The sequence below is a fragment of the Neisseria sp. P0014.S002 genome (assembly GCF_051958295.1).
GTDB lineage: Bacteria > Pseudomonadota > Gammaproteobacteria > Burkholderiales > Neisseriaceae > Neisseria > Neisseria flavescens_B.
In genome coordinates, this window is the sequence record NZ_JBQCVO010000004.1 from 118,090 (window position 1) to 139,817 (window position 21,728).

At 47.3% G+C, this 21,728-nt stretch carries 23 protein-coding genes; 20 read left to right on the top strand and 3 right to left on the bottom strand.

Annotated elements, in window-relative coordinates:
- Nucleotides 1–132: 132 nt before the first annotated feature.
- The 9 genes from rpsA (at nucleotide 133) to ACTHSX_RS06000 (ending at nucleotide 9,112) form a co-directional block, all read left to right on the top strand.
- Complete coding sequence (gene rpsA, locus ACTHSX_RS05960; protein ID WP_003678994.1) at nucleotides 133–1,818, top strand: 30S ribosomal protein S1; 1,686 nt, start codon at nucleotides 133–135, stop codon at nucleotides 1,816–1,818.
- Between the two features lie 10 nt (nucleotides 1,819–1,828).
- On the top strand, nucleotides 1,829–2,143 hold the full coding sequence (locus ACTHSX_RS05965; protein ID WP_003678992.1) for an integration host factor subunit beta: 315 nt from the start codon (nucleotides 1,829–1,831) through the stop codon (nucleotides 2,141–2,143).
- A 260-nt stretch (nucleotides 2,144–2,403) separates the two neighbouring features.
- A complete protein-coding gene (zapE, locus tag ACTHSX_RS05970) occupies nucleotides 2,404–3,540 on the top strand; it encodes a cell division protein ZapE (RefSeq protein ID WP_049333700.1) in 1,137 nt (378 codons plus the stop codon).
- A gap of 94 nt (nucleotides 3,541–3,634) precedes the next feature.
- Nucleotides 3,635–4,060: a nucleoside-diphosphate kinase gene (gene ndk, locus ACTHSX_RS05975; RefSeq protein ID WP_440377092.1), complete on the top strand. Its 426-nt coding sequence runs from the start codon at nucleotides 3,635–3,637 to the stop codon at nucleotides 4,058–4,060.
- Between the two features lie 168 nt (nucleotides 4,061–4,228).
- Nucleotides 4,229–5,317 (top strand): 23S rRNA (adenine(2503)-C(2))-methyltransferase RlmN, encoded by a 1,089-nt coding sequence (gene rlmN / locus ACTHSX_RS05980; RefSeq protein ID WP_003683577.1) that lies wholly within the window; start codon nucleotides 4,229–4,231, stop codon nucleotides 5,315–5,317.
- An 8-nt stretch (nucleotides 5,318–5,325) separates the two neighbouring features.
- Nucleotides 5,326–6,081 carry a type IV pilus biogenesis/stability protein PilW gene (pilW, locus tag ACTHSX_RS05985; RefSeq protein ID WP_254321887.1) on the top strand — a complete coding sequence of 252 codons (756 nt, stop codon included), beginning with the start codon at nucleotides 5,326–5,328 and terminating at the stop codon, nucleotides 6,079–6,081.
- Nucleotides 6,082–6,966: a helix-turn-helix domain-containing protein gene (locus ACTHSX_RS05990; protein WP_440377093.1), complete on the top strand. Its 885-nt coding sequence runs from the start codon at nucleotides 6,082–6,084 to the stop codon at nucleotides 6,964–6,966.
- A 1-nt stretch (nucleotide 6,967) separates the two neighbouring features.
- Complete coding sequence (gene ispG / locus ACTHSX_RS05995) at nucleotides 6,968–8,233, top strand: flavodoxin-dependent (E)-4-hydroxy-3-methylbut-2-enyl-diphosphate synthase (RefSeq protein ID WP_295863038.1); 1,266 nt, start codon at nucleotides 6,968–6,970, stop codon at nucleotides 8,231–8,233.
- A gap of 33 nt (nucleotides 8,234–8,266) precedes the next feature.
- Complete coding sequence (locus tag ACTHSX_RS06000; RefSeq protein ID WP_440377094.1) at nucleotides 8,267–9,112, top strand: DUF817 domain-containing protein; 846 nt, start codon at nucleotides 8,267–8,269, stop codon at nucleotides 9,110–9,112.
- Nucleotides 9,113–9,173: 61 nt separating this feature from the next.
- On the opposite strand, the gene ACTHSX_RS06005 is transcribed toward ACTHSX_RS06000, so the two are convergent.
- Together ACTHSX_RS06005 and ACTHSX_RS06010 are read right to left on the bottom strand one after the other, a co-directional pair.
- Nucleotides 9,174–10,715, bottom strand: a complete 1,542-nt coding sequence (locus ACTHSX_RS06005) for an L-lactate MFS transporter (protein WP_440377095.1) — start codon at nucleotides 10,713–10,715, stop codon at nucleotides 9,174–9,176.
- A gap of 222 nt (nucleotides 10,716–10,937) precedes the next feature.
- Nucleotides 10,938–11,519 carry a superoxide dismutase gene (locus ACTHSX_RS06010; protein WP_440377096.1) on the bottom strand — a complete coding sequence of 194 codons (582 nt, stop codon included), beginning with the start codon at nucleotides 11,517–11,519 and terminating at the stop codon, nucleotides 10,938–10,940.
- 154 nt (nucleotides 11,520–11,673) lie between these two features.
- Here ACTHSX_RS06010 and dnaB point away from each other — a divergent pair, with 154 nt between their 5' ends.
- The 6 genes from dnaB (at nucleotide 11,674) to ACTHSX_RS06040 (ending at nucleotide 16,522) form a co-directional block, all read left to right on the top strand.
- Nucleotides 11,674–13,080: a replicative DNA helicase gene (gene dnaB / locus ACTHSX_RS06015; RefSeq protein ID WP_440377097.1), complete on the top strand. Its 1,407-nt coding sequence runs from the start codon at nucleotides 11,674–11,676 to the stop codon at nucleotides 13,078–13,080.
- Between the two features lie 158 nt (nucleotides 13,081–13,238).
- Entirely contained in the window at nucleotides 13,239–13,904 is a 666-nt protein-coding gene (locus ACTHSX_RS06020; RefSeq protein WP_314597107.1) for a Tfp pilus assembly protein FimT/FimU, read from the top strand.
- Between the two features lie 15 nt (nucleotides 13,905–13,919).
- Nucleotides 13,920–14,567, top strand: a complete 648-nt coding sequence (pilV, locus tag ACTHSX_RS06025) for a type IV pilus modification protein PilV (protein ID WP_314597105.1) — start codon at nucleotides 13,920–13,922, stop codon at nucleotides 14,565–14,567.
- A gap of 2 nt (nucleotides 14,568–14,569) precedes the next feature.
- A complete protein-coding gene (locus ACTHSX_RS06030) occupies nucleotides 14,570–15,505 on the top strand; it encodes a pilus assembly protein PilW (protein WP_314597103.1) in 936 nt (311 codons plus the stop codon).
- Nucleotides 15,484–16,029: a pilus assembly PilX family protein gene (locus ACTHSX_RS06035; protein ID WP_250589841.1), complete on the top strand. Its 546-nt coding sequence runs from the start codon at nucleotides 15,484–15,486 to the stop codon at nucleotides 16,027–16,029. The genes ACTHSX_RS06030 and ACTHSX_RS06035 overlap by 22 nt, the downstream gene beginning before the upstream one ends.
- A gap of 4 nt (nucleotides 16,030–16,033) precedes the next feature.
- Nucleotides 16,034–16,522, top strand: coding sequence for a PilX family type IV pilin (locus ACTHSX_RS06040; RefSeq protein WP_440377098.1), 489 nt, complete (start codon nucleotides 16,034–16,036; stop codon nucleotides 16,520–16,522).
- A gap of 52 nt (nucleotides 16,523–16,574) precedes the next feature.
- On the opposite strand, the gene ACTHSX_RS06045 is transcribed toward ACTHSX_RS06040, so the two are convergent.
- The gene (locus ACTHSX_RS06045; protein ID WP_070632886.1) at nucleotides 16,575–17,195 is read right to left on the bottom strand and encodes a Smr/MutS family protein; all 621 of its coding nucleotides are present in this window, start codon (nucleotides 17,193–17,195) and stop codon (nucleotides 16,575–16,577) included.
- A gap of 136 nt (nucleotides 17,196–17,331) precedes the next feature.
- Here ACTHSX_RS06045 and ACTHSX_RS06050 point away from each other — a divergent pair, with 136 nt between their 5' ends.
- The 5 genes from ACTHSX_RS06050 to ACTHSX_RS06070 all read left to right on the top strand — a co-directional run bounded on the left by ACTHSX_RS06050 (nucleotide 17,332) and on the right by ACTHSX_RS06070 (nucleotide 21,708).
- Complete coding sequence (locus ACTHSX_RS06050) at nucleotides 17,332–17,709, top strand: hypothetical protein (protein ID WP_440377099.1); 378 nt, start codon at nucleotides 17,332–17,334, stop codon at nucleotides 17,707–17,709.
- Between the two features lie 135 nt (nucleotides 17,710–17,844).
- Nucleotides 17,845–19,320 (top strand): anthranilate synthase component I, encoded by a 1,476-nt coding sequence (trpE, locus tag ACTHSX_RS06055; protein ID WP_440377100.1) that lies wholly within the window; start codon nucleotides 17,845–17,847, stop codon nucleotides 19,318–19,320.
- Nucleotides 19,321–19,364: 44 nt separating this feature from the next.
- Nucleotides 19,365–19,934 carry an RNA 2'-phosphotransferase gene (locus ACTHSX_RS06060; protein WP_440377101.1) on the top strand — a complete coding sequence of 190 codons (570 nt, stop codon included), beginning with the start codon at nucleotides 19,365–19,367 and terminating at the stop codon, nucleotides 19,932–19,934.
- An 83-nt stretch (nucleotides 19,935–20,017) separates the two neighbouring features.
- Complete coding sequence (locus ACTHSX_RS06065) at nucleotides 20,018–21,154, top strand: 5-(carboxyamino)imidazole ribonucleotide synthase (protein WP_440377102.1); 1,137 nt, start codon at nucleotides 20,018–20,020, stop codon at nucleotides 21,152–21,154.
- A 71-nt stretch (nucleotides 21,155–21,225) separates the two neighbouring features.
- Nucleotides 21,226–21,708 (top strand): GNAT family N-acetyltransferase, encoded by a 483-nt coding sequence (locus ACTHSX_RS06070; RefSeq protein ID WP_003678948.1) that lies wholly within the window; start codon nucleotides 21,226–21,228, stop codon nucleotides 21,706–21,708.
- Nucleotides 21,709–21,728: the final 20 nt, after the last annotated feature.

Genomic DNA, 21,728 nt, shown 5'->3' on the forward strand with positions numbered 1-21,728 from the left:
TTTTCATTTCAGACGGCCTGTTAACCCTATAACAAGGCCGTCTGAAAACATTTCCCAACCTGCCGCGCCAAGGACGGCAGGTCATTTCAAACCTAACCCGCACCCCTTGGCGGTGTACCGAAAAGAGTATATATGACTATGGAAAATTTTGCCCAGCTGCTGGAAGAAAGCTTTACCCTGCAAGAGATGAACCCAGGTGAAGTGATTACTGCCGAAGTAGTCGGCATCGATCAAAACTTCGTTACCGTTAACGCAGGTCTGAAATCAGAATCTCTGATTGATGTTGCTGAATTCAAAAACGCTCAGGGCGAGATTGAAGTTAAAGTTGGCGATTTCGTTACCGTTACCATCGAATCTGTTGAAAACGGCTTCGGCGAAACCAAACTGTCCCGCGAAAAAGCCAAACGCGCTGCCGACTGGATCGCTTTGGAAGAAGCTATGGAAAACGGCGACATCCTGTCCGGCGTTATCAATGGCAAAGTCAAGGGTGGTCTGACTGTTATGATCAACAGCATCCGCGCATTCCTGCCGGGTTCTTTGGTTGACGTACGTCCTGTAAAAGACACTTCTCACTTCGAAGGCAAAGAAATTGAATTCAAAGTGATCAAACTGGACAAAAAACGCAACAACGTTGTTGTGTCCCGCCGCGCTGTTCTGGAAGCTACTTTGGGCGAAGAACGCAAAGCCTTGCTGGAAAACCTGCAAGAAGGTTCAGTTATCAAAGGTATCGTTAAAAACATCACCGATTACGGTGCATTCGTTGACTTGGGCGGTATCGACGGTCTGTTGCACATCACCGACTTGGCATGGCGCCGTGTGAAACACCCAAGCGAAGTTTTGGAAGTTGGCCAAGAAGTAGAAGCCAAAGTCCTGAAATTCGACCAAGACAAACAACGCGTTTCCCTGGGTATGAAACAACTGGGCGAAGATCCTTGGAGCGGCCTGACCCGTCGTTACCCACAAGGTACCCGCCTGTTCGGTAAAGTATCCAACCTTACTGACTACGGTGCATTCGTTGAAATCGAACAAGGCATCGAAGGCTTGGTACACGTTTCCGAAATGGATTGGACCAACAAAAACGTACACCCAAGCAAAGTTGTTCAACTGGGTGACGAAGTTGAAGTAATGATCCTGGAAATCGACGAAGACCGCCGCCGTATCTCTTTGGGTATGAAACAATGCCAAGCTAACCCTTGGGAAGAGTTTGCCGCCAACCACAACAAAGGCGACAAAATCTCCGGCGCAGTTAAATCTATCACTGACTTCGGCGTATTCGTAGGTCTGCCTGGCGGTATCGACGGTCTGGTTCACTTGTCTGACCTGTCTTGGACTGAAGCCGGCGAAGAAGCTGTACGCAAATACAAAAAAGGCGAAGAAGTTGAAGCCGTTGTATTGGCCATCGACGTTGAAAAAGAACGCATCTCTTTGGGTATCAAACAACTGGAAGGTGATCCGTTCGGCAACTTCATCAGCGTAAACGACAAAGGTTCTTTGGTTAAAGGTTCTGTGAAATCTGTTGACGCCAAAGGTGCCGTAGTTGCTCTGTCTGAAGAAGTTGAAGGCTACCTGCCTGCTTCTGAATTCGCTGCTGACCGCGTTGAAGACCTGACTACCAAACTGAAAGAAGGCGACGAAGTTGAAGCCGTTATCGTTACCGTTGACCGCAAAAACCGCAGCATCCGTCTGTCTGTTAAAGCGAAAGACGCTAAAGAAAACCGCGAAGCGCTGAATTCAGTTAACGCCGCTGCAACTGCCAATGCCGGTACTACCAGCCTGGGCGACTTGCTGAAAGCCAAACTGTCCGGCGACCAAGAATAAGGTTGCAGACATGACGAAGTCTGAATTGATGGTTCGCCTTGCAGAAGTGTTTGCCGAAAAAAATGGCAACCAGCTGCTGGCTAAAGATGTCGAATACAGTGTAAAAGTCTTGGTTGATACCATGACCCGCTCACTGGCTCGTGGACAACGTATCGAAATCCGCGGCTTCGGCAGCTTCGACTTGAACCACCGCCCTGCCCGTATCGGGCGCAACCCAAAAACCGGCGAACGCGTGGAAGTGCCTGAAAAGCATGTTCCTCACTTCAAACCGGGTAAAGAGTTGCGTGAGCGTGTAGACTTGGCATTGCAAGAAAGTGCTCATTAATACTTAGTAGCAAAACGCCGCAGAAATGCGGCGTTTTTTTGTTTTCTCAAGAAATACCAAAGCCGGCTCTTTTCACGCATACCTTAATTACACACTATTTCAACTATATTTACTACAATGCTTGTGCAAAAAACGCAGGCCGTCTGAAATCATTTATAATAGACCGACTATTCTGTAATGAAAACATCATTCCAACTACTGTCCAAACTATTGCGGATGATGTTTCAACTATCGCCAGTAAAGCATAATAAAGGTTACACATGAGCAATAGAGACCAACTATTCACACCACCTCCATTTGAAAACCACAGCCCATTGACTTGGTATCAAGCTGCAGCCGAGCAGCCCAACTTCATCCGCGATGAAGCCCAAGCGCGAGCCATTGAATATTTGGATCGCTTGTGGACTGAGCTGATGATGTTTAAACGCAAACGCAACCGTTTTCTCGGCCGTAGCTTGCGCTCCCCCCAAGTACCTAAAGGACTCTATTTTTATGGCGGCGTAGGACGCGGTAAAAGCTTTTTGATGGATGCTTTTTTCGGCTGTCTCCCTTATCGTCGTAAGCGTCGCGTGCATTTCCATGCCTTCATGGCCGAAATCCATCAACGCCTTAAAGTCTTGAAAAGCGAAGCCAATCCCTTAAAAGCCGTTGCAACAGAAATTGCCAAAGAAACACGCGTATTATGTTTTGACGAGTTCCACGTCAGCGATATTGCCGATGCCATGATTCTAGGCCGTTTGCTGGAAAACCTGTTGAGTGAAGGTGTAGTCTTGGTAGCCACTTCCAACTACGCCCCATCCGAACTCTATCCTCAAGGCCAAAACCGCAGCAGCTTTCTCCCAACCATCGCCCTTATCGAGTCCAACCTGACCGTTTTAAATGTGGATGGCGGCGAAGATTACCGCTTGCGTACACTGCGTCCTGCCGAAATTTTCTTTGTCCCCAATAATGAAGAAAACGAGCAAAAACTGGCTGCTTTATTTAAAGAAATGAGCGGAATCTCTGAATTAAACCCAGGCATCAGCATTATTCATGGACGGGAAATTCCTCATAAAGCCCAATCAGAACGCGCCATCTGGTTTGATTTCCGCGCATTATGTTTTGGCCCGCGCTCACAAGCTGACTATTTGTATTTAGCCGAACATTACGAGATGGTTTTCCTTTCAGGATTAGAACGCCTAACCCCGCAAGAAAAAGCAGAAGCACGCCGTCTGACATGGTTAATTGACGTTTTATACGATTTCCGTGTGAAATTGTGCGCTACCAGCGCAGTTGGCGTAAACGATATTTATGTCGAAGGCGATTTCGCCGAAGAATTTACCCGTACAGCCAGCCGTATGATCGAAATGCAATCCGAAGTCTATTTGGAACAACCACACCTGACTTTAAGCAAATAATGCCTTTCCCAAAAAGGGGCGAAATTTGGTAGAATACACTTCCCTTGCCTCTTGGCTGCGACAACTTACCTATCAATAAAAACAAGGACATAACATGGCCATCGAACGTACGATTTCCATCATCAAACCCGATGCAGTAGAAAAAAACGTCATCGGCAAGATTTATAGCCGCTTTGAAGAAAACGGCTTGCGCATTATTGCGGCGAAAATGAAACATCTCTCTGAGCGTGAAGCAAAAGAGTTTTATGCCGTACATAAAGATCGCCCTTTTTATGAAGACTTAGTTAAATTCATGACTCGCAATCCTGTTATGATTCAAGTATTAGAAGGTGAAAACGCCGTTGCCAAAAATCGTGAATTGATGGGCGCAACCAATCCAGCCGATGCAGCTCCTGGCACAATCCGTGCCGACTTTGCAGAATCTGTCAGTGTTAATGCCGTACATGGTTCTGACAGCGTTGAAAATGCTACGATTGAAATTGCTTACTTCTTCAGCCAAAGCGAAATCTGCCCACGCTAAGAGTAAAAGCCTGTAGCCGCTCTACGGCCGTCCGATTCATATCGGACGGCAAAACTGCTTTGTATGTCCTACAAATTAAAGGCCGTCTGAAAACACAAAGGCTTTTAAAGCAAAGTTGCACAATAAGCCCCTTTGCTTTAAAAGCTTTACTGAGAAACATAAAAATACATGAAAACCAATCTACTGAATTATGATTTAAACGGACTGACGCAACACTTTGCCGAAATGGGCGAAAAACCTTTTCGCGCCAAGCAGGTAATGCGTTGGATGCATCAAGCGGGTGCTCAAAACTTTGAAGAAATGACTGACTTAGCCAAATCATTACGCGCTAAGTTGAATGAACAAGCCACAATCGAAGTGCCTAAATTAATGATGGCACAAGAATCTACGGACGGTACACGCAAATGGTTGCTGGATGTCGGTACTGGCAACGGTGTAGAAACCGTCTTCATTCCCGAAGCCGAACGCGGTACTTTGTGTATCTCTTCCCAAGTCGGTTGCGCATTGGAATGCACCTTCTGCTCTACCGGACGACAAGGTTTCAACCGCAACCTGACTGCCGCTGAAATTATCGGCCAGCTTTGGTGGGCCAATAAAGCCATGGGCGTTACCCCTAAAAACGAACGCGTTATCTCCAACGTGGTGATGATGGGTATGGGCGAGCCTATGGCAAACTTTGATAATGTTGTCACTGCCTTGAGTATTATGTTGGATGATCACGGCTACGGCTTGAGCCGCCGCCGCGTGACTGTTTCCACTTCGGGCATGGTTCCACAAATGGACAGACTGCGTGATGCAATGCCTGTTGCTTTGGCTGTATCTTTACACGCATCCAACGATGAAGTGCGCGATCAGATTGTTCCCCTCAACAAAAAATACCCGCTTAAAGAATTGATGGCGGCCTGTCAACGTTATTTGGTCAAAGCACCCCGTGACTTTATTACCTTTGAATACGTTATGCTCGACGGTATCAACGATAAAGCACAACATGCGCGTGAATTGATTGAATTGGTTAAAGACGTACCATGTAAATTCAATCTGATTCCGTTCAATCCTTTCCCAAATTCCGGCTACGAACGTTCTACCAATGAAAATATCCGTGTCTTCCGCGATATTCTGCAACAAGCCGGCTTTGTCGTTACTGTTCGCAAAACCCGTGGCGACGATATCGATGCCGCTTGCGGACAACTGGCCGGACAAGTACAAGATAAAACACGCCGCCAACAAAAATGGCAACAGATTTTGGTCGAACAATAAGGTTAATTATGAAAATCAAGTTCGGATTCGCGTTACTTACCGCACTGACTCTTTCAGCCTGTGCGTCCTCTTCCGGCCCAAGCCCTAAAGAACGTGCCATTCAAGTTTCTAATATCAAAACTCAACTGGCTGTGGAATATATGCGTGGCCAAAACTACCGCCAAGCTACTGAAAGTATCGAAGAGGCGCTTAAGTTCAATTCAAAAAATGACCTTGCTTGGTTGGTACGTGCCGAGATTTATCAGTATTTGAAAGTCAAAGACAAAGCTCAAGAAAGCTTTCTTAAAGCGTTGTCTTTAAAACCTGATAGTGCGGAAGTTAACAACAACTACGGTTGGTTCTTGTGCAATCAAATGAATGCACCAGCCGATTCTTTGGCTTATTTTGACAAAGCACTGGCCGACCCAACCTACCCAAGTCCCTTTATTGCCAACATGAATAAAGGCATTTGCAGTGCAAGGTTAGGCCAATACTCTTTAGCCCAAGCCTATTTGGAAAGGTCTTTAGCAGCGAATCCGCAATTCTTCCCTGCTTTCAAAGAACTTGCCCGAACCAAAATGATGGCAGGCAATCTGAACGATGCCGACTATTATTTCCGCCAATACCAAAGCAAAGTTGATGTCCTGCAGGCTGACGATTTGCTTTTAGGCTGGCGTTTGGCTACCGCCTTGGGCAATAAACACGCCGCATACGAATACGAAGCCCAACTTAGGGCAAACTTCCCCTATTCAGACGAACTACAAACTGTCACAACGGGCCACTAAATGGAAAATAACGATAAAATTAGCTACGACACACAAGCCGCCAAAACATTGGGGGATGAATTACGCAAACACAGAACTGATGCCAAAATCGATATTCAAGATGTTGCTTCACGTTTGAAACTGTCTGCCGAACAAATTGATGCTTTGGAAAAAGGGGAATATTCAGGCTTTCCCGGTTTAGTCTTTGTTTCAGGCTATTTGCGTTCATATGCACGATTTCTGAAAATAGATGAACAAACCATCGCCAAACATTTGCTCTCCATTACTCCGCAACTTGAAGACCATGTATACGCGGTAACACGCAGTGCCAACACCGGCTTAAGCTACCAAGACACTGAAAAGCAAGGTTTCCCAAAATGGATATTGGGGATAGCCGCACTGGCTTTAGCTGTAGGCGGCGTTTACTTTTGGCAAAGCAAATCCAGTTTTGAAAATGAACAGGCAAATATTCAAAACAGCAAAGATGTTGCTGATACGATGAAAACGCCTGCCTTAAAAACGGATAATGTTGCCGTTAGCGAAATGACGGAAGACGGTAAAAAAGAAATTACCAATAAGCCTGAAGTGGCTAATGATCAAGCAGCTTCTGAAGCTTCTGCCGTCGTACAAGAAGAGAAGCCTGCCGTCAAAGTTGAGAAAAACGAACTTTGGATTAAAGTCCAATACCGAAGCAATCTGATTATTACAGACAAAGATGGAAAAGTAGTATTCAGCCGTATCGTTCCGGCCGGAAGCGAACAACGTCTGAGAGGTGGCGCGCCTTACAATGTTTGGATTGGTATTGCAGCCGGATCGGAAGCCAATTACGGCGGCACGTCTATCGAACCTTTGAAATACCGTGTTGCCGGTGAAAAATCCGCCTCTTTTGTTGCAGGAAAAAACTAAAATGACCACACCTAAACGCCGTCAGACACATCAAGTCAAAATTGACCACCTCATCATCGGCTCCGATGCACCCGTTCTTGTTCAATCCATGACCAATACGGATACGGCAGATGCCGCAGCAACTGCTCAACAGATCAAAGAATTGAGCGATGCCGGCTCGGAAATGGTCCGCATCACAGTCAATACTCCTGAAGCGGCTTCCAAAGTAGCCGAAATACGCAGCCGATTAGACGATATGGGCTACACCACTCCCCTGATTGGTGATTTCCATTTTAATGGCGAACGCTTATTGGCTGAATTTCCTGAGTGCGGAAAAGCCTTGGCCAAATATCGGATTAACCCGGGTAATGTCGGCAAAGGTGCAAAAGGCGATGAGAAATTTGCCTTCATGATTCGTACTGCCGCAGAAAACAATAAAGCCGTACGCATCGGTGTGAACTGGGGTTCGCTTGATCAAAGCCTTGCCAAGCGCATGATGGATGCCAACCTAGCTTCTGCTACACCCAAGCCGCCTGAAGAAATCATGAAAGAGGCTTTGATTGTTTCGGCGCTGGAATCGGCAGAAAAAGCCGTGGCTTTAGGCTTGCCTGAAGACAAAATTATTTTGTCGTGCAAGGTCAGCGCCGTACAAGACTTGATTCAGGTTTACCGCGAATTAGGCAGCCGTTGCCGTTACCCGCTCCATCTCGGTCTGACTGAAGCAGGCATGGGCAGCAAGGGCATTGTGGCTTCCACTGCAGCTTTGTCCGTATTGTTGCAAGAAGGCATCGGCGACACCATTCGAATTTCCCTTACGCCCGAACCCGGCTCCCCACGCACACAAGAAGTCATTGTCGGTCAAGAAATCCTGCAAACCATGGGCTTGCGCTCCTTTACGCCAATGGTTACAGCCTGCCCGGGTTGCGGCCGTACCACCAGTACCGTATTCCAAGAGTTGGCTCAAGACGTACAAAACTATTTACGCCAAAAAATGGCTGTTTGGCGCACTGAATATCCAGGCGTTGAATCATTGAACGTCGCCGTAATGGGTTGCGTGGTAAATGGTCCGGGTGAAAGCAAACTTGCCGATATCGGTATCAGCCTGCCAGGTACAGGCGAAACACCGGTTGCGCCGGTTTATGTAGACGGCGAACGAAAAGTTACCCTCAAAGGCGACAATATCGCTGCCGAGTTTTTACAAATCGTTGAAGATTATGTCAAAACCAACTACTGCGAAGGTGGCGCAAAACGTAAGCAAAACCGCGTTATTCCGATTCAATCTGCCTAAAACATTTTCAAGATAAAGAGGCCGTCTGAAAATATGTTGGGCAAACTGGATACTTGGCTGACTGAGCATCCCAAACGCAAGGATTTGCGTGGTTGGCGACGCTTTATTGTTGAATTTTGGTTTTTCGGTTTAAAAGAAGCGCGAGCCTGCTTATTTGCAGGCTTGTTTTTCATTGCCATGTTCCTCGTTCCGAAAACAGGCTGGTTGGGGATTTCGCGCTACGATCTGCTGCTGATTTTTGCTGTTTCCGTACAAGCAGCCATGCTGTATTTCAAGCTGGAAACTTGGGATGAAGTGAAATCGATTACGCTGTTTCACTTGGTGGGCTTTGCTTTGGAATGGTTCAAGACATCAGGCGATATCCAGTCTTGGAGCTATCCGGATGAGGCATACACCAAAATTGGCGGCGTACCGCTGTTTGCGGGCTTTATGTATGCTGCGGTCGGCAGCTATATCATTCAAGCATGGCGGCTATTTGACTTAAAAATCAAAAGCCATCCGCCGTATTGGTTGGGCACTTTGTGCGCACTGGCGATTTATATCAATTTCTTCACCCATCACTATATCGGCGACTATCGCTGGTATCTTGCAGCTTTTGCTCTCGGCCTATACGCCCGGACAACGGTCTTATACACGCCCTATGACACCACTCGCAAAATGCCTCTCCTGCTCGCTTTCGTCCTGATCGGATTTTTTATTTGGCTGGCAGAGAATTTGGGAACCTTATTCGGCGTTTGGCGCTATCCCAACCAAATCGGCGCGTGGGCAGCGGTACATATCAGCAAATGGAGTTCATGGGCGTTACTGGTGATGATGACTTTTACCATCGTTGCGAATTTAAAACACATCAAACATACCATCAGCGTATCAAAAGATTAATTGTTCAACATGTGAAAAAAGGCCGTCTGAAACATTTCAGACGGCCTCTAATTTTCAACAATCAATTAAACAAACTTAATGCTTTAACAAACACCATAATGACGCCATAGCCCAAAGGAATGCAGACCAAAGCCCAGCGCCACCATACACCGATACCGCCGGCTGATACTTTCTTGCTGATCAGATAGGCATCGGATACAACAGTTTCATCATCGGGATTGCCGCTATGTGCCGCGACCTTAATGTCTTTTTCGTGATGCTTTTCATGAACCGAACGGACACTCAAATTACACAACAAACCGACAATCAACAAACCTGCCATGATGTACATGGTAATGCTATAAGCCTCAGCAGCCGGAACACCGCTTTCAATTTGGCTTTGGCGGATATAGTTGACCAACACCGGGCCAATAACGGCCGCAGTTGACCATGCCAGCAAAATCCTGCCGTGGATTGCACCGACTTGATAAGTGCCGAACAAATCCTTCAAATACGCCGGAATTGCTGCAAAACCGCCGCCATACATGGAAATGATGACGCAAAATCCAATAACAAACAAAACCTTGTTACCGCTCTCGCCAATAGACGGAATGGCAAAATACAACAGCGAGCCGAGCACAAAGAAAATAGTGTAAGTATTTTTACGCCCGATTTTGTCGGACACGCTGGACCACAAAAATCGGCCGCCCATATTAAACAGGCTCAACAGACTCACAAAACCGGCCGCCGCACCTGCGCCAATGGCAGCCTGTTTACCGACAGAAGCTTCAGAAAACAGCTCCTGAATCATGACAGAAGCCTGACCCAAAACACCAATACCCGCCGTCACATTCAAGCACAACACCCAAAACAAGAGCCAAAATTGCGGTGTTTTCATGGCTTCGGAAACATTGACGTGATTACTGCTGACCAATTTGCTTTTGATTTTCGGCGCAACATAACCTTTAGGTTTCCAGCCATCGGCAGGTATGCGGATGGTAAACGCGCCGAACATCATCAACACCAGATAAAATAGTCCTAAAACGACAAAAGCCTGCGCTACGCCAACTGAAGTTTCACTGGAGAAAAAATTCATCAGCGACACGGATAAAGGCGAGGCTAACATCGCGCCGCCACCAAAGCCCATAATCGCCAAACCTGTCGCCATACCCGGTTTATCGGGAAACCATTTCATCAGTGTCGATACAGGCCCAATATAACCCAAGCCCAAACCGACCCCGCCAATCACACCGTTGCCCAAATAAAGCAAAAACAGATTGTGCGTATGGACGCCGATCGCCGACACAAAAAAGCCCAAGCTAAAGCAGCAGGCAGCAACAAACATCGCCTTACGCGGCCCAACGCGTTCCATCCATGTACCGAACATAGCCGCTGACGCACCCAACATCGCCAAGGCAATACTAAAAATCCAACCGACCGTAGTCAGCTTCCAATCTCCTGCAGCCGACTCGGTGATACCGATAAGCTTGGTCAGCGGCGCATTGAATACGGAATAAGCATATATCTGCCCGATGGCAAGATGCACGGCCAAAGCGGCAGGCGGTACCAGCCAACGATTAAAGCCGGGTTTGGCAATGGTCGCCTCACGGTCTAGAAATTTCATAAAATCCTCTTATGTATGTGTGTCAAACTCTGATTCCATATCATGCGGAATCAAAAAATTGTTGACAATATTTTAGCATAATCTCCCGTTTATCCTTTTTTCTGCTCCATGATAATTTTGCGCATCAGACAGAAAAAACATTCATCTAAACCATTTTTCACACTCATATCGACAAAAAGGCCGTCTGAAATTTTTTCAGACGGCCTTTTCATTCATATTGTTTTATGCGGCGAAGCGTTTGGCAACTTCTTCCCAGTTAACGATTTCCCAAAAACCTTTCAGGTAGTTAGGACGGCTGTTGCGGTAGTCGATGTAGTAGGCGTGTTCCCATACGTCGCAAGTCAACAGCGGAGTGTTTTCAGTAGTCAGCGGAGTACCTGCATTGGAAGTAGAAACCAGATCCAATTCACCGGCAGGCGTTTTCACCAACCATGCCCAACCTGAGCCGAAAGTACCGGCCGCGCAAGCATTAAACGCTTCTTGGAATTTCTCGAAGCTGCCCCATTTGGCGTCGATGGCTGCAGCCAATTCGCCGGCAGGTTTGCCTTGACCTTTAGGGGTAAAGCCCAGCCAGTAGAAAGTGTGGTTCCAAGTTTGAGCAGCGTTGTTGAACATACCGCCGGAAGATTTTTTCACGATTTCTTCCAAAGGCATTTCTTCAAACTCAGTGCCTTTGATTTGATTGTTCAAATTGGTGATGTAAGTTTGATGGTGTTTACCGTAGTGAAACTCCAAAGTTTCTTTGGTCAGATGAGGGGACAACGCATCCAGTTCATAAGGCAATTGTGGCAGCTTGTGTTCCATTTTTATGCTCCTAATTCTTGATATTTATATTTTGGTAGTGTGTGTTGTCAAATCGACAACATTGCTATTTTACCTGCTTTAGCCTAAACAAACCAATTGAACTTACACTGCGCTATAATAGTGGATTGCAATTTTCCAGCCAGAGATGCCCGTCATGAGCAATTATTCCGATATGCCGTCTGAAGACCGTGAAATCAGCGCATTGTCACTGCCGCCACACTCCACAGAAGCGGAGCAATCCGTATTGGGCGGCCTGATGCTGGAAAATTCTGCTTGGGACCGTATTGCCGATGTCGTTTCCGGCGAGGATTTTTACCGCCACGAACACCGCCTGATTTTTCGTGCAATTGCCAACCTGATTAATGAAAGCCGCCCGGCCGATATCATTACCGTTCAAGAAAGTTTGGAACGCAATGAAGAATTGGAAGCGGCTGGCGGATTCAACTATCTGATTACGTTGGCGCAAAACACGCCATCTGCTGCGAATATCCGCCGCTACGCCGAAATCGTGCGCGAACGTTCCATCATGCGCCAGCTTGCCGAAGTCGGCACGGAAATTGCACGCAGCGCATACAATCCGCAAGGGCGCGATGCAGGCCAGCTTTTGGACGAGGCGGAAAACAAAGTATTCCAAATTGCCGAAAGTACCGCCAAATCCAAACAAGGCTTCCTTGAGATGCCCGACCTTTTGAAAGAAGTAGTCGAACGCATCGATATGCTTTATTCGCGTGACAATCCTGATGAAGTAACCGGTATATCGACAGGTTTTATCGACCTTGACAAAAAAACATCAGGTCTCCAACCGGGCGATTTGATCATCGTCGCAGGCCGTCCTTCCATGGGTAAAACTGCCTTTTCGATCAATATTGCGGAACACGTTGCCGTAGAAAACAAATTACCTGTCGCTGTATTTTCGATGGAGATGGGCGGTGCGCAGCTGGTCATGCGTATGCTGGGTTCAGTCGGACGTTTGGACCAAAGCGTTTTAAAAACCGGCAGATTGCAAGACGAACATTGGGGCCGTCTGAACGAAGCGGTCGTTAAACTCTCCGATGCACCCATGTATATCGATGAAACTCCGGGTTTGACCGCGCTCGAACTCCGCGCCCGCGCCCGTCGTCTTGCGCGCCAGTTCAACGGTAAATTGAGCTTGATCGTCATCGACTATCTGCAATTAATGTCAGGTTCCGGCCGTTCTGACAACCGTGCTTCCGAGCTTGGCGAAATTTCCCGCTCCCTCAAAGCATTGGCTAAAGAATTGCAAGTCCCCGTCATTGCCCTGTCGCAGTTGAGCCGTACTGTTGAACAACGTACCGACAAACGCCCAATGATGTCCGACTTGCGTGAATCCGGCGCAATCGAACAAGATGCCGACTTGATTATGTTCATGTATCGTGATGAATACTACAACTCAGATTCACCCGCAAAAGGCTTAGCGGAATGTATTATCGGCAAACACCGTAACGGTCCCGTCGGAAAAGTATTCCTCACTTGGATGGGTCAATTTACCAAATTTGATAATGCTGCCTATGTTCCAGAATCCATGTTGATGGAAGATTGAGACAGATTGTCTTAAAAATTAACCGAATTTCATATTTCATTAGTCACGCATTACAAAATCGTTTAAAATAAATCTAATAAAAGCAAAAGCATTGCCACGAGCAAATGCAAAAAGAGAAAACGTCAGTTACCCAACACATTACTACCAAAAAACCACTCATGTATCAGACACAAAAAGGCTTCACCCTAATTGAGTTGCTGATCGTCATTACTATTGCAGCAGTAATGGCCGTCATCGCACTTCCCAATATGAATCAATGGATTGCCTCCAGACGTGCGGCATCGCAAGCAGAGCAAATTGCCAATCTGCTGCGCTTCGCGCGTAATGAGGCCGTCCGTCTCAATCTTCCCGTTTACATCTGCCCGGTTAAAATTAAATCCGATGGCTCGCCCAATAATGGTTGCGATTCCAAATATGCCGGTAATGGTATGTTGGCCTACGCCGATAAAAACGAAGACTTACGCTATCAAAACGACACAGTCGATTTATCCATCCGCTCCATTATCCTTAATGGAGATACCGACAAAGTAGACTACAGCTTCGACTATATCCCTATCGGCAACGACCGTTCTGCTCTTTCTGCTTCAGCTTCAAAAGAAGTCTGGTGGAGATTCCTGCCCAATGGTACATTTGGCCATTCAACTAATGGCAAGGATTATCAATTTTCAGACGGCCACATCAAAATCAGCCTGACAGATAAATCTGCCACCGATGCTGAAACCAAGAAAGCCCGTGCTACCGTACTTTTAATTAATGGCAATGGGCATGTCGAAATCTGTGCTAAAAATGATGAGCGCAAAATGTGCGAATACACTTCCAAATAATAACAACGGTATCTTATGAACATTACTAATCCTACTCATCTCAGATCATTTAAAGGCCGTCTGAAAACGAGCTCAACAAGCTTTACCTCAAAACTTCAATCAGGTATGACCCTGATTGAAGTTTTGATTGCCATGTTTGTCCTTGCAATCGGCGTACTCGCCCTTCTGGCTGTTCAATTGCGTACCGTATCCAACGTACGTGAGTCTGAAAATCAAACCACAGTCGCCCAAATTACGCAAAATCTGATTGAAGGCATGCTCATTAATCCGACGCTTTCTGAAGAAACCGATACTGCAGGGGAAAAAACCTCCCGTTATAAAAAATCCTATGATACCTATCTAAAATCCGACTCTAAACAAACTGCAAAATTTGAAGCCAAAATGACCAAAGCCCAACTTGCACAGGCTCAAATTGCACAGTTTAAAGCCGATTTAGCCAAAGCCCTTCCCGAAGCCCAAGTCTTCTCAACCATCTGCAAAGATTCTTCCGGAGCAGAGCCGACTTACGAAAATGGGTTTAACGCAAAATGCGATGGCAAAGGCGACACGACCATCGTGAAAGTTTTATGGTTGCAAGATGTCGAAGAAGAAAATAGCGCAAAAAATCTCAACACATCGGGGCATCACGTTGTCTATACCTACCAATCACGCGTAAGAGACTAACAATGAACAATAAACGCTTACTCAACCATATTCCCAATAAAACCGCGATGCGAGGTTTCAGTATTCTTGAATTTCTGGTTGCCAGCCTGCTCAGCATGATCGTCTTAATGGCTGTTAGCTCCACCTACTTTACTGCACGCGGATTAAACAAATCTGCCAACACCCGTATCAGTATCCAACAAGATTTGCGCAATGCCGCCAATATGATTGTCCGTGATGCGCGTATGGCAGGCAATTTCGGCTGCTTCAATATGTCGAATTCTCCTGCCTCTGCAGTGATAGAAGACAAAAGCTCGGATGAATATGCCTTGAAAACAGCCGGTGTTAATAAGCTGTTACCGGTTAAAGAAATCAATAAATTAAGCTATACCGGCTTTGTTCAAACTGGCAAAGCCTTGCTGTTCCAATACGGTATCGACAAAGCAGACTCGGGTGCAAAAACTGCCATTGCCAGCAGCTGCTTCGGTATTGCCAAACCTCACACAGAAATTAAAGATTTGGCTGCGGCAAAATTGGCTTTAAAAATTACCGACTCTGATCAAGACGGCAGTATTGCCATTATGAAACATGAAATGATTGCCTACGCTGTCGGTAAACTTGGCGAAGAGAGCGGTTTATTCCGTTTCCAATTATCAAATGATGGTTCATGGAGTAATCCGCAGCTGTTGATTAAAGGCATTACAACCATGGATATCCACTATATCTATGCAGAATGTCCTGATTCTGAAAATGCATCTGCCAGCGGATTGAATACAGAATCATTTGATTACAAAAACGCATTGGATATCTCAGCTGAGGCCAAGTCTCCGGCTTCTATCCAAATCGTACTGAATAACGGCAGTATTGACCCATCAAAAGAACAAGACAATAAAGTCGATATCTATAATATTAATGCCACCATCCGCGGAGGAAACGTATGCGCCGACCGATCACTCTAATCAAACCTGAGCGGCAGCAGGGCTATGCTTTGTTTATCGTCTTAATGATGATGGTCGTCATCGCCCTGCTCGTGGTCACAGCCACCCAGTCCTACAATACCGAACAGCGTATCAGCACCAATGATGCCGACCGTAAACTGGCAACCACCCTAGCCGAAGCGGCACTGCGTGAAGGTGAAAATCAAATTTTTGATATTGAAGGTAAAAAGACTACTTTTACCGCAAAATGTGAAAAAGGTTTATGTTCCACACCAAACGTCAAATCCAATGGCGATTTTACTGAGGAAGGCAACCCAACCGTAGATGCTTGGAAGCGCAAATGCGACAAAAGCCTGTGTATTGACGCCAATGGTACGGAATATCCTTTAGATAAAAAAAGCGGCATCGTAAATAATCCGCGCTACATCATCGAATATTTAGGTAAAACGACAGAGGGTCGAATTACCTACCGAGTTACTGCCAAGGCATGGGGTAAGAATGCCAATACCCAAGTCGTTCTTCAGTCTTACGTTGCTAGCGAATAATATAATGAATACCACCTCTACCAAACAACTAGGCTTTACGCTGGTTGAGATGATGATTGCCGTCGCCATCTTAGCCATCCTGAGTGTCATTGCCATTCCCTCGTACAACCGCTACATTGAACGCGGCTACCAATCACAAGCGCATGCCGAGTTAGTCGCCATCAATTCTGCTTTTAAAACCCAGATGGTTAAAAATCCAAAGTGGAAAACTGATGATATTAAAAATGAATTGGATGATTTTATTTCCTCATACAAAGGCCATAAAGATTTGGCAGACAAATACCAATACTCTGCTGAAATGATTAATGCCAGTAAAAGTCGGGCCTATCGTTTGAAAGCCATTCCCACAAAAACAGGCTATACCCTTTCCGTTTGGATGGATAGTTTGGGCAATGCTTACAAATGCACTGATATTAATTCTGCCAAAGATTCCAAAACTACAATGACCAATGGCAAAGGTTGCGAATCGGTTTCCAAAAAGAAATCTTTTTAGTCTGACAAACATAAAAAAGCAGTGTCATTTTATCGACACTGCTTTTTATATTTTACTGTTTCCAATCATCGTCTCGGCGTTGGCGCTTCAACAGTATCCTGACTGCGCCATCATTGCCTTGTCGAGGCTCGACATAAGCCAACACATCAGGATGCTGCATCAACCAGCGGCGCGTCATATTTTTCAAAACCGGTTTATAGCCTGCAGAACCCAAGCCGCTGCCGTGGACAATCTCGCCGCAAACGCCGCGTTTTTTCGTAAACTCAATAAACTCGTTCAATACCTGCTGCGCTTCTTCCTGCGTATAGCCGTGCAAATCCACATCCGCCACAACAGGATAATGGCCGTTTCGCAAACGCATCAAATCATTTTTACCCTGCCCGTTTTTACTGAACGAAGCCGGTGGTTCTTCCCAGCCGCCGCTACCCACATAAAAATAATCTTCCTGCTCCAAAGTCGCCATTTCTTTAGGTCGCGGCTTGATCGGAGATTTATCACGAGGCTGTTCATAATAGTTGCCGGCATTTTTCAACGGCGTAACCTTACCAACCGCCTTGCTGAAATCTACATCCTCTACCTGCTTTTTAGCCTTCGCCTCGGCTTCCCGCTCCGCGGCTTCCTTTTTCGCCTGTTTGCCCAAAGCCTTCAACGTTTCTTGAAAGTTTGCCGTCATGGTTTGTCCTTTCCAAAAAATTGATTGCGCACATTATAGCAAACCCGGCTACAAGGCCGTCTGAAAGACTCTTATCATCGCTTCTTATTTAGGGTATAGTATTAACGCATTGTCAGTCTTACAAAAGAGAGAAAATATGTTTAAACGCCCGGAAGAAATCATTGTCTTGATACTTGCCCTATTATGGGTCGCACTCAGCTACTACTTTGCCGCCATCCTGATTTCAGATGCCTACACCATTCTCCTGATTACCGTACTGACTTCCGTTTGGGCGGCCATCTGTTTCCTTTTATGGCAACGCAACTTAAGCCGTCATATTTGGCCGCTGTTCCTCGGCAGCCTGGTTGCCTGCTGGTGGCCGTACTTCACTTGGCTTGCAAGCGATGTTCCCGAAGGTACATGGTATTCAGGCTGGACATTCAAATCCATTATCGCCCTGATTCCCGTTGTTGCCGCTTATGTCTTCAAGTGGAAACAAAGCCGGAAAAACAAAATCGCCAACACCATTGCCTGATACCTCGCGCCGTCTTTTTCAGACGGCGTTTTCCATATCTGACATAACGCTCAGACTGTCAACAATCCCAATAAAATGCTATACTCTTCACACGATTTAACACCCTAAAACAGGCCGTCTGAAAGACTTATCAAGATGATCAGCAAACAAGAATACCAAGCCCAAGCCGCACAAGGTTACAACCGCATTCCACTCGTTCAAAAGCTGCTTGCCGACTTGGACACACCGCTCTCAATCTACCTCAAACTTGCCAACAAGCCTTTCACCTACCTGCTCGAATCCGTTGTCGGTGGCGAACGTTTCGGCCGCTATTCCTTTATCGGCCTGCCTTGCAGCCACTATCTCAAAACCAGCGGCAAACATGTTGACGTGTATCAAAACGGCGAAATCGTCGAACAACACGACGGCAATCCCCTACCCTTTATCGAAGCCTTCCACAACCGCTTCAAAACGCCCGAAATTCCAAGCCTGCCGCGCTTTACTGGCGGCCTGGTCGGCTATTTCGGTTATGAAACCATCTACAATTTCGAACATTTTGCTCACCGCCTGAAACATACGGCCAAAGCCGATCCCCTCGGCACGCCCGACATCCTCCTGATGCTCTCGCAAGAGCTTGCCGTAGTGGATAACCTAAGCGGCAAAATCTACCTGATTGTTTATGCCGATCCGTCTCAAGCCAACGGCTATGAACGCGCACGCGAACGTCTTGAAGACATCCGTACCCAGTTACGCCAAAGTTGCGCCATCCCGCTTTCCCTCGGCAGCAAGCAGACGCAAGCAGTCAGCGAATTTGGAGAAGAACCTTTCAAAGCCTGCGTCAACAAAATCAAAGACTACATCTTTGCAGGCGACTGCATGCAGGTTGTCCCCAGCCAACGCATGAGCATGGAATTTACCGACAATCCGCTTGCCCTCTACCGCGCCCTGCGTACGCTGAACCCATCGCCATACATGTTCTACTACGATTTCGGCGATTTCCATATTGTCGGCTCTTCGCCCGAAATCCTCGTCCGCCGCGAACGCGATGATGTCATCGTCCGTCCTATCGCCGGCACACGCCTGCGCGGCAAAACACCAGCCGAAGACCTCGCCAACGAACAAGACCTGCTGAGCGATGCCAAAGAGATTGCCGAACACGTCATGTTGATTGACTTAGGACGCAACGACGTCGGCCGCATCAGTAAAACCGGCGAAGTCAAAGTCACCGACAAAATGGTGATTGAAAAATATTCCCATGTGATGCACATCGTCTCCAACGTCGAAGGCCGTCTGAAAGACGGCATGACCAACATGGATATCCTTGCCGCCACTTTCCCGGCGGGCACACTTTCCGGCGCTCCCAAAGTCCGCGCCATGGAAATCATCGAAGAAGTCGAGCCGAGCAAACGCGGCATCTACGGCGGCGCAGTCGGCGTATGGAGTTTCAACAACGACATGGACTTGGCCATTGCCATCCGCACTGCCGTGATTAAAAACAATACCCTATTCGTCCAAAGCGGCGCAGGCGTAGTTGCCGATTCCAACCCAACCTCCGAATGGCAGGAAACCCAAAACAAAGCCCGCGCCGTCGTGCGCGCAGCTCAGATGGTACAAGAAGGGTTGGATAAATAATTTTTCAGACGGCCAGCGCTCTGAAATGACTAAACAACAAGATTATGATAATAAACGAAAAACAACTAAAATCCATCAGCAAATTCTTCAGCTTTATCTTGCGCCACCATCCCGAGCAAATCGGCATTACTTTGGATAAAGACGGCTGGGTAGATATTGATACCCTGCTGACGCAGGTAAATCATCCTGAGCGTGGTTTTACGGGCAATCCGCTGACCTACGAAGTATTGTTGGAAGTGGTCGAAAACAACGATAAAAAACGGTTTACCCTTTCCGAAGACGGCAAACGCATCCGTGCTGCGCAAGGTCATTCGACGGCACAAGTTCAAGTTGAACACAAAGTAGCGATGCCTCCACAGATTTTGTATCACGGTACGGCTGAACGCTCTGTTCCGTCTATTTTGGAGCAAGGCCTGCATTCTGCCTCGCGCCATTTTGTCCATCTGTCTGCCGATGCCGCAACAGCCGTCAAAGTCGGCTCCCGACACGGCAAGCCGGTTGTATTGACCATCGACACTGTCGCCATGCTTGCGGCAGGGCATCAATTTTATCTGGCGGACAACGGCGTATGGTTAACTGAAAACGTTCCGCCGCAATTTATCGGCAAACTTTAAAACATCAGGCCGTCTGAAGCCGTAAAACCATTTTCAGACGGCCTGCAAACACCCTACCCAATTTCTTCATAAAGCGATTATCCATGAACACATCCCCCATCCTCCCTCCTGCTATGCTCGGCATTCTTGGCGGCGGACAATTAGGCAGAATGTTTACTGTTGCTGCCAAAACCATGGGCTACAAAGTAACCGTACTCGATCCCGACCCGAATGCGCCGGCGGCGGAATTTGCCGACCGCCATTTGTGCGCGCCGTTTGACGATGAAGCAGCTTTGGAAGAATTGGCAAAATGCGCGGCGGTTACGACCGAGTTTGAAAACGTCAATGCCGACGCGATGCGTTTTCTCGCCAAACATACCAATGTTTCCCCCAGCGGCGACTGCGTTGCCATCGCGCAAAACCGTATTCAGGAAAAGGCATGGATACGCAAAGCAGGCCTGCAAACCGCGCCGTATCAAGCAGTTTGCAAAGCCGAAGACATCACTGAAGAAAGCGTACAATTTCTGCCCGGCATCCTGAAAACTGCCACTTTGGGCTACGACGGCAAAGGCCAAATCCGCGTAAAAACATTGGATGAACTCAAAGCTGCGTTTGCCGAACACGGCAGCGTGGATTGCGTTTTGGAAAAAATGGTGGACTTGCGCGGCGAAATTTCCGTCATCGTATGCCGTCTGAACAATGACAACGTACAAGCTTTCGACCCTGCCGAAAACATCCACGAAAACGGTATCTTGGCTTACTCCATCGTCCCTGCACGACTGAGTGCCGACATTCAGCAACAGGCGCGACAAATGGCGCAGCGTTTGGCCGATGAATTGAACTACGTCGGCGTATTGGCGGTAGAAATGTTTGTTGTCGGCGACACGCATGAATTGGTCGTCAACGAAATCGCGCCGCGTCCGCACAATTCCGGCCACCATACCATCGACGCCTGCGCGGCAGACCAATTCCAGCAACAGGTTCGCCTGATGTGCAACCTGCCGCCTTCTGACACCAAATTGCTGAGTTCTTGCTGTATGGCGAATATTTTGGGCGACGTTTGGAAGGAAGACGGCAGCGAACCCGAATGGCTGCCGCTGCAAAGCAACCCGAATGCCCATCTGCATCTTTACGGTAAAAAAGCCGCGCGCAAAGGCCGAAAAATGGGCCACTTTACCGTCTTGGCCAACGATGCGGACAATGCGTTCCAAACCACACAAACCTTACATCAAAGCCTGTAACCTTACCCACTTTTTCAGACGGCCTTTGATTGCCAAAGGCCGTCTGAAATCAATTTTTCCGACCATCCGCCATGAGCCTTCTGACCATCCTCCGTCCGGCAACCGAAAAAGACTGCCAAGCCATACACAATGCCCATCTGCACGCCGTTCAATACGCCTGCATCCGCAGTTACGATGAAACCATTATGCACACATGGGAAAGTCTGCTCGACATCAATAGCTATTTGGAAACCATCTCCGATAAAAACAAAGCCTTGTGGGTGGTCGAATACAAAGGGCTGATTCAAGGCTTCTTCCAAGTCGATTTCAAAGAAGCGCAACTGGACGCCTTATACGTCCATCCGCTCTTCCACAATCTCGGCTTAGGCACAGCCCTGCTCAGCCGCGCCGAAGAAATGGCACGAAATGCAGGCCTCAGCTTTCTCAAACTGTATGCCTCGCTCAATTCCGTGCCTTTTTATCGCCTCAACCGCTACGAGTCGCTCGGTACTGCCGTGTTGCAACTGAACAAAACCGTCCGCGTCGAATGCGAATTGATGCGCAAATACCTGTAATTTTCCCCTTCCGCCGTTGC